The sequence below is a fragment of the Inquilinus sp. genome (assembly GCF_057815775.1).
Window position 1 is genome coordinate 1 of the sequence record NZ_JBYRFX010000136.1, and the last position, 7,499, is coordinate 7,499.

8 protein-coding genes are annotated in these 7,499 nt (G+C 67.6%); 6 read left to right on the forward strand and 2 right to left on the reverse strand.

The window, feature by feature from the left end:
- Positions 1-292 precede the first annotated feature (292 nt).
- From AC3XYG_RS04925 to AC3XYG_RS04945, 5 genes are all read left to right on the forward strand, one after another.
- Positions 293-1,219, forward strand: coding sequence for a DMT family transporter (locus tag AC3XYG_RS04925; RefSeq protein WP_489138698.1), 927 nt, complete (start codon positions 293-295; stop codon positions 1,217-1,219).
- 51 nt (positions 1,220-1,270) lie between these two features.
- Entirely contained in the window at positions 1,271-1,810 is a 540-nt protein-coding gene (locus AC3XYG_RS04930; protein ID WP_489138699.1) for a pentapeptide repeat-containing protein, read from the forward strand.
- 22 nt (positions 1,811-1,832) lie between these two features.
- A complete protein-coding gene (locus tag AC3XYG_RS04935; protein WP_489138700.1) occupies positions 1,833-2,396 on the forward strand; it encodes a hypothetical protein in 564 nt (187 codons plus the stop codon).
- Positions 2,397-2,453: 57 nt separating this feature from the next.
- Positions 2,454-2,987, forward strand: a complete 534-nt coding sequence (locus tag AC3XYG_RS04940) for a hypothetical protein (protein WP_489138701.1) — start codon at positions 2,454-2,456, stop codon at positions 2,985-2,987.
- A gap of 99 nt (positions 2,988-3,086) precedes the next feature.
- Positions 3,087-3,482 carry a nuclear transport factor 2 family protein gene (locus tag AC3XYG_RS04945; protein WP_489138702.1) on the forward strand — a complete coding sequence of 132 codons (396 nt, stop codon included), beginning with the start codon at positions 3,087-3,089 and terminating at the stop codon, positions 3,480-3,482.
- A gap of 10 nt (positions 3,483-3,492) precedes the next feature.
- On the opposite strand, the gene AC3XYG_RS04950 is transcribed toward AC3XYG_RS04945, so the two are convergent.
- Both AC3XYG_RS04950 and AC3XYG_RS04955 read right to left on the reverse strand, forming a co-directional pair.
- Positions 3,493-3,975, reverse strand: a complete 483-nt coding sequence (locus tag AC3XYG_RS04950) for a GNAT family N-acetyltransferase (RefSeq protein ID WP_489138703.1) — start codon at positions 3,973-3,975, stop codon at positions 3,493-3,495.
- Between the two features lie 109 nt (positions 3,976-4,084).
- A complete protein-coding gene (locus AC3XYG_RS04955; RefSeq protein WP_489138704.1) occupies positions 4,085-5,290 on the reverse strand; it encodes a TIGR03118 family protein in 1,206 nt (401 codons plus the stop codon).
- A gap of 349 nt (positions 5,291-5,639) precedes the next feature.
- Here AC3XYG_RS04955 and AC3XYG_RS04960 point away from each other — a divergent pair.
- On the forward strand, positions 5,640-7,499 hold a 1,860-nt coding region (locus AC3XYG_RS04960), incomplete at its 3' end, for an ATP-dependent helicase (protein ID WP_489138705.1).

Consider the following 7,499-nt stretch of genomic DNA (forward strand, 5'->3'; position numbering starts at 1 on the left):
TCTCCATGGCCCGCAAGGCGGTGGAAGAAGGCGTCGGTATCATCAACGGCCAGAAGCCGGCGAACGACCCGACGCTGATCCCGTCGACCCTGATCACCCGCGACAACGTCAAGGACTACAAGGGCTGGACCGGCCAGTAAGCCGCAGCTCCGCGTGGTTGGGTTCGCCCCGGCGAACCCAACCCACGCGACTCGCGGCCGCATGGCAGCCCCGGCGTGAACGTCCATGGCCGCAACGGTTTGTCCGGCGTTAGCCTGACATAACGATCGAGCCGCCACAGGCCACGCTTCCGATGACGATCTCCCAGGCCGGCCCCGACGGGACCACCGAGTCGGCCCCGGCCTCGATGCTCCCCGCCATCGGCTACAAGCTGGCCTCGGCCGCCCTGTTCACCTGCATGTCCGCGCTGATCAAGCAGCTGGGCGACCAGTATCCGGTCGGCCAGATCGTGTTCGCGCGCAGCCTGTTCGCCATGATCCCGGTGCTGTGGCTGGTGCACCGCCTGGGCGGCTGGAAGGTGCTGCGCACCACCCGGCTGGTCGCCCATCTGCGCCGCTCCGGCTCCGGCTTGTGCTCCATGTTCCTGGGCTTCACCGCGCTGGGCATGCTGCCCTTGGCGACGGCGACGGCCTTGGGCTACGCCGCGCCGATGTTCATCACCATCCTGGCGATCCCGCTCTTGGGCGAGACCGTGCGCATCTATCGCTGGAGCGCCGTCATCATCGGCTTCATCGGCGTGCTGCTGGTGGTGCATCCCGACGCCGGCGGCATTTCCTTCGGCGCCGTGGTCGCGCTGGGCGGGGCGCTGGCCACCGCCTTCGCCATGATCTCGATCCGCAAGATGGCGGACACCGAACCGAACGTCACCATCGTCTTCTACTTCACCCTGACCGGCGTCATCGCCGGCGCCGCCACCCTGCCCTTCATCGGCGTCTGGCCGGATTTGGTGGACGTACCGATCCTGGTCGCGGTCGGGCTGATCGGCGGCGTCGCCCAGATCCTGATGACCAAGGCCTACCAGCTGGCCCCGGAATCCGTGGTCGCGCCGTTCGACTATGCCTCGCTGGTCTTTGCCCTCGGCCTCGGCCTGGTCGTCTGGGGCGAGTTCCCGACGCCGATCGAGCTGGTCGGCACCGCCGTCATCGTCTGCTCCAGCCTGTTCATCGCCTTCCGCGAGCGGCAGCGCCGGATTGTGCGGCCGGTGGGCAAATCGCTCTGACCCCATCCGTGGCCCCCGGGGGTCTCGGCCACCCTTGCGCGAATCCGGACGATGGCCGACTGTCCGGCCATGTCGGTCGCTTCGCTGGGCCTTCGAGTCGCCCGGATCATCCTTTTCGCCGTCGCCCTGACGACCGGCCTGATCGCCACGGCGCAAGCCGGCTGCAGCGACGCTGCGGCGCCGCAGGTCAATTGGCGGCGCTGCCTGCAGGATGAGCGGGCGCTGAGCAAGGTCGACCTGAGCGGTGGCCAGCTGCGCGAGGTCAGCCTGACCCGGGCGGTGCTGGACGGCGCGATCTTCACCGGCGCCGAGGCCTTCGGTGCCAAATTCATCAGCGCCAGCCTGAAGGGCGCCAAGCTGGATTCGGCCAAGCTGGGCAACACCGATTTCACCGATGCCGATTTGACCGGCGCGACCCTGGCCAACAGCGACCTGCGCAACGCCCGCTTCGTCGGCGCCAAGATGCGCGGCGCCAACCTGACCGGGGCGGCGCTGTTGGGCACCGTGTTCCGCGACGCCGATCTGTCGGGCGCCACCTGGACCGACGGCGTCAAGATCTGCGCCGAAGGCTCGGTCGGGCTGTGCGAATGACGATCGGATGCCGGGCGACGCCATGACGAGCCGAAGTGTTCTCCGCCTGCTGTCGCCCTATCGCATCGTCGCCTATATCGAAATCGCCGGCGGCATCATCGGGCTGCATCTCAGCGCCATCCAGCTGGTCAAGATCGGCCTGGCCAACCTGACCATCGGCGTTGCCGCCACGCTCGCCGTCTTTGCGCTGCTGTTCGCCCTGTCGGTGGCTGCCGGCATCGGCCTTCTGAAACGAAACCGCTTCGGCTATGTCGCGTCGATCCTGATCCAGGCCCTGCAGATCCCGGCCCTGATCTCGGACGTCCTGATCTATCGATTCATCATGCTGATCAGGCTGTTGGTGTTCACGCGGTATGTCAGAACCGGCGATACCAATCTGCTCTTCGGATATGAAGCCAATGTGCTCGATGTCGGCTTTCAGTTCTTCATGGGAAACGATGCCAACGGCTTCACATTGGGCGCCAATCTCATCCCGGTCCTGTTCATCGCGATCCTCTACACGAGCTGGTGGAAGCATCGCCGGCATGACGTGCCGCAGATGCGGCCCAGCCTGTCCTCTCCCGACGAGTCCGCTCCCGCGGCTTGACACATCCCGGGGCGGGAAATACGGATCGCCGCGTCGAAGGATAGAGACGAGCAGCCGATGACCATCAGCGATCGCATCCCGCTGGGAATGCCCCCGCGGACCCGGATACCGCCGTTCGACCGGGTCATCGCCGCGATCCAGATGCTGGGCGGGCTGGTCGGCCTGGGCACCATCGGGCCGCAGATCTACCGGGACAGCACCGCGATCGTCTCGCTGACCCAGGGCCTGACCCTGCTAGCCGCCGTGCTGCTGTTCCTGGCCTGCATCGTCGCCGGGGGGCTGCTGTGGCGCCGCCGCCGCATCGGCTATCTCTTGTCGATCCTGGTGCAGCTCGGCCAGATGCCGATCATCTACACCGGTGCCCTGATCTATCACTTCCACATGATCGCCCGGCTGCCTGTCACGCTGTCGGCCAGCACCCAGGCGACGGCCACCACGCCGTCCTATGGCGTCGGCCTGGACCCATTCCAGGGCATCGTGTCGCTCGGCCTCTACCTCGAGACCGGCCTGTCCGGGACCATCGTTGCCCTGAACCTGCTGCCGCTCGTCCTGATCTTCATCCTGGAATATTCGCGCCGACAGACTCGGTAATCGACGGCGCAATCCGCCCCATGTCGGCTGTAACCCTTTTCCGCGCCGTCTCCAGGCCCGACGGGCGTAGCGTGCGCCGGTTCCGATCGGAGACGCGACATGCCACAGCAGCTGACGGCCGATGAACAGGCCGTGATGGATGTGTTCCAGGCGTTCCTCGCCGGGATGGAACGGCGCCAGCCGGCATCCCTGCTGGACCTGATCCTGCCCGACGGGATGATGACGCGGGTCAGCAACGGCGAGGTCAAGCAGGTCACCCTGGCCGGGCTGCTCGACATCTTCCCGAAAGAAGGCACGTCGGTGCTGGAGGAGCGGATCTACGACCCGCTGGTGCGCACCGACGGCGACATCGCGATCATCTGGTGCGCCTATGACTTCCGGGTCGACGGCCGGATCACGCACAGCGGCAGCAACATCGTCAATCTCGCGCGCGTCGACGGCCGCTGGCTGATCTCCGGCCTCAGCGACACCGCACGGTATCCGGCCGCGGATTGACGAGCCGGCCTCAGCCGCCCGCGGCCAGCGCCTTCAGCGCGTCGCCGGTCAGGCGGTAGCCGGTCCAATCGGATTTGTGGTCGAAGCCGAGGCGCGCATAGACCTCGCGCGCCGGGTTCCATGTCAGCACCGACAGGTCCAGCCGCTTGCCGCTGCGCTCGACCAGCAGCTGGGCGATCCGCACCACCAGCGCCCGGCCGACGCCGAGGCCGCGGGCGGCGTCGCGGACATAGAGGTCTTCGAGGTAGATCCCTTCCCGCCCCTCCCAGGTCGAGTAGCTCGGGAAGAACAGGGCGAAGCCCAGCACCGCACCGTCGCGCTCGGCCATCAGCGCCTCGAATTTCGGCTTCGGCCCCCAGCCGTCGCGCAGCAGATCCGCCTCGGTCGCCAGCACGGCGTCCGGCTCCTTCTCGAACACCGCCAGCTCGGTGATCATCGCCAGGATCTCCTTGGCGTCGCGGGGCTCGGCGGGGCGGATCAGCAGCTCGGTCATGGTGCGCTCGCGCTGGGTGGGACATCGGGTCCGGCGCCGGACCGCTGATCGAGGATCAAGCAGACTCCGGCGCCGGATGCAATCGGCCGCGGCGACGGCCGGCCCTGCGCTATTGGCCGTTGCCGGCGGTCAGCTCCGCCGGGTCGGCGCTGAGATACCCGACCAGCCCGTCGGCGCCGCCATTCGGCCCCGCCGTGAAGTACAGCTGCGCGGCCGGCGCCGCCGCCGGGTCGAGGCTGCCGGGGGCGGTGTTGCCGGGGCTGATCGCGAACAGCCCGTTGATCGCGACCGGCTGCCCCTGGCGGTCCTGCAGCAGGCCGTCGAACCGGCCGGTCGCCAGATCATAGGCGGCGATGAAGCCGCTGGATTGGGTATGGCCGGCGCCGGCGAACTGGCCGACCAGCAGATCGTGGCTGAAGCGCCCGAAATCCAGCGGCGCCAGCGCCACGCCCCAGGGCGCGTTGAGCCAGTCGCCATGCTCCAGCCGGCGCAGCAGCTGGCCCGAGGCACTGTAGATGTCGACATAGCCGAGGCCGGGGCCGTCGGTCTCCAGCAGCGTGCCCGGCGGCAGCAGCGCGTAGGTCACCACCACATCGTTGCCGATGGCCTGGACGTTGAAGGGGTGGTAGTTCGCGGGCAGGAGGCTGTCGACGAAGGCCGGCGCCTGTTCGCCGGCGACGACGACCGCGCCCGGATTCGCCCCGGGATCGCGCGGCACCGGCGGCAGGGCCACACGGCGAAAGGCGGTGTCGAACACATCGACCCGGCCGAGGCTGAAATTGGCGGCGTAGAGCAGCCGGCGGCCATCGGCGGCGGTGGCGATGGCCAGGCCGGTATAGGCCGACCCGTCGGTCGCCTTCACCACGGTCACGGCCTTGACCGTCGGCGACACCGGCACCGCGCCGGCGGGGTTCCAGCCGGCGATGGTGCCTTCGATGGTCGCAACCAGCAGCGTCGACGGCCGGGCGGGGGCGATCAGGAAGTCCTTCGGGCTGCCGTTGAAGACCACGCCCGACGGCCGGCCGATCAGGGTGGCCGGGTTGGTCGGGTCCGCCGGCGGGATGGCGGCCGAGATCGGCTGCCGGCGGCCGGTGCCGTCATAGGCCGCGGCGATTCCGGCATCGAGCACGCCGGTAAACCAGGTTCCCCCCGAGCCACGGGCCAGCCCCCAGGGGTTGTTCAGCTTCGGATCGGTGAATCGGGCCTGGCCCGCGATGTTCGAGACCAGGCTGGTCTGAACATAGGCCTGCCCGAAGGCGGCGGAGCCAGTCAGAATCGTTGCGGCAACACCTGCCGCGAGGGTCACGAACCTCATCGCACAGAGTCTCCAAAATCGGTGTCGGTGGATCGATCGATGTGTGGAGCGCCACTACCGCAGCAAGCACACGGGGCCATTTCTTCTATTTTATCCTGCTTTATAGGCAGATATTATCTGAAGATATCTTCCGAGTGGTCGCGGACATCAATGACGCCCAAGAACAACCTAATCGTCGGACAAAGATTAATCTTCGAGAATAGCGTTTCATCCGACATAATATGTGTAATCTGGGTACTGGATCGACGAACCAGGGCAAGCCGCGCGCGGTCGTGCAGCCACCCCACGATCGGGTCCAGATGGTCGCACCGGTCCTTCCGATGCCGCGCGGTCATGCTATAGACAACGGATGGTCGAACTTTCCCGGAACATCCCCGCCGGCGCGGAGCCGCCTTACCTGCGGAACCTGAACCCGGCACAGCGCCAGGCGGTCGAAACGCTGGACGGGCCGGTGCTGGTCCTGGCCGGCGCCGGCACCGGCAAGACGCGGGTGCTGACCACCCGCCTGGCCCATATCCTGTCCACCGGGCGGGCATGGCCGAGCCAGGTGCTGACCGTCACCTTCACCAACCGTGCGGCGCGCGAGATGCGCGAGCGCGTCGCCCACCTGCTGGGCACGCCGACCGAGGGCTGGTGGATGGGCACCTTCCACGCCCTGGCCGCCCGCATCCTGCGCCGGCACGCCGAACTGGTCGGCCTGCGCTCCAACTTCTCGATCCTCGACACCGACGACCAGATCCGGCTGATCAAGCAGCTGATCGAGGCCGACAGCATCGATTCGAAGCGCTGGCCGGCCAAGGTGCTGCTGGGCGTGATCGAGCGCTGGAAGGATCGCGGCCTGACCCCCGCCAAGCTGAAGCCGGCCGATGCCGGCGAGGTGGCGCAGGGCCGCATGCTGCAGCTGTACATCGCCTATCAGGAGCGGCTGCGCACGCTGAACGCCTGCGACTTCGGCGACCTGCTGCTGCATAACCTGACGATCTTCCAGGAGCATGCGGAGGTACTGGCCGACTATCAGGACCGCTTCCGCTACATCCTGGTCGACGAGTACCAGGACACCAACGTCTCGCAATATCTGTGGCTGCGCCTGCTGGCGCAGAAGCAGCGCAACCTGTGCTGCGTCGGCGACGACGACCAGTCGATCTATTCCTGGCGCGGCGCCGAGATCGGCAACATCCTGCGCTTCGAGCAGGATTTCCCGGGCGCCGCGGTGATCCGGCTGGAGCAGAACTACCGCTCCACCAGCCATATCCTGGCCGCGGCCGGCGGGCTGATCGCGCACAACCAGGGCCGCCTGGGCAAGACCCTGTTCACCGAGGAAGAGGGCGGCGACACCGTCGTCGTCCACACTGTCTGGGACGGTGAGGAGGAGGCGCGCTGGGTCGGCGACGAGATCGAGACGCTGCAGCGCCAGCAGGTGCCGCTGAACGAGGTCGCGGTGCTGGTGCGCGCCGGCTTCCAGATGCGCGAATTCGAAGAACGCTTCCTGACGCTGGGCCTGCCCTACCGCGTCGTCGGCGGCCCACGCTTCTACGAGCGGCAGGAGATCCGCGACGCCATCGCCTATTTCCGGATCGTGGCCCAGCCGGACAACGACCTGTCCTTCGAGCGCATCGTCAACACGCCGAAGCGTGGCCTGGGCGACGCCACCATCCAGCTGCTCTACCAAGCCAGCCGCGCCCTCGGCGTGCCGCTGACCGAGGCGACGCTGCGGCTGGTCGAGACCGACGAGCTGAAGCCGAAGCCGCGCGGCGCCCTGCGCAACCTGATGGGCGATTTCCAGCGCTGGCGCGATATGCTGGAGACGGGATCGCATGTCGACATGGCGCGGACCCTGCTGGACGAGAGCGGCTACACCGCGATGTGGCAGGCCGACAAATCGCCGGAGGCGGCCGGGCGGCTGGACAACCTCAAGGAACTGATCAATGCGATGGAGGAGTTCGAGACCCTCCTCGCCTTCCTCGAGCATGTCAGCTTGGTGATGGAGAACGAATCCGGCAAGACCGGGCCGCAGGTCACGCTGATGACCCTGCACGCGGCCAAGGGGCTGGAATTCGCCCATGTCTTCCTGCCGGGCTGGGAGGAAGGGGTGTTCCCGAACCAGCGCGCGCTGGACGATGGCGGCATCGCAGCACTTGAGGAGGAGCGGCGGCTGGCCTATGTCGGGCTGACCCGGGCCAAGCGCCGCGCCTATGTCGCCGCCGCCGCC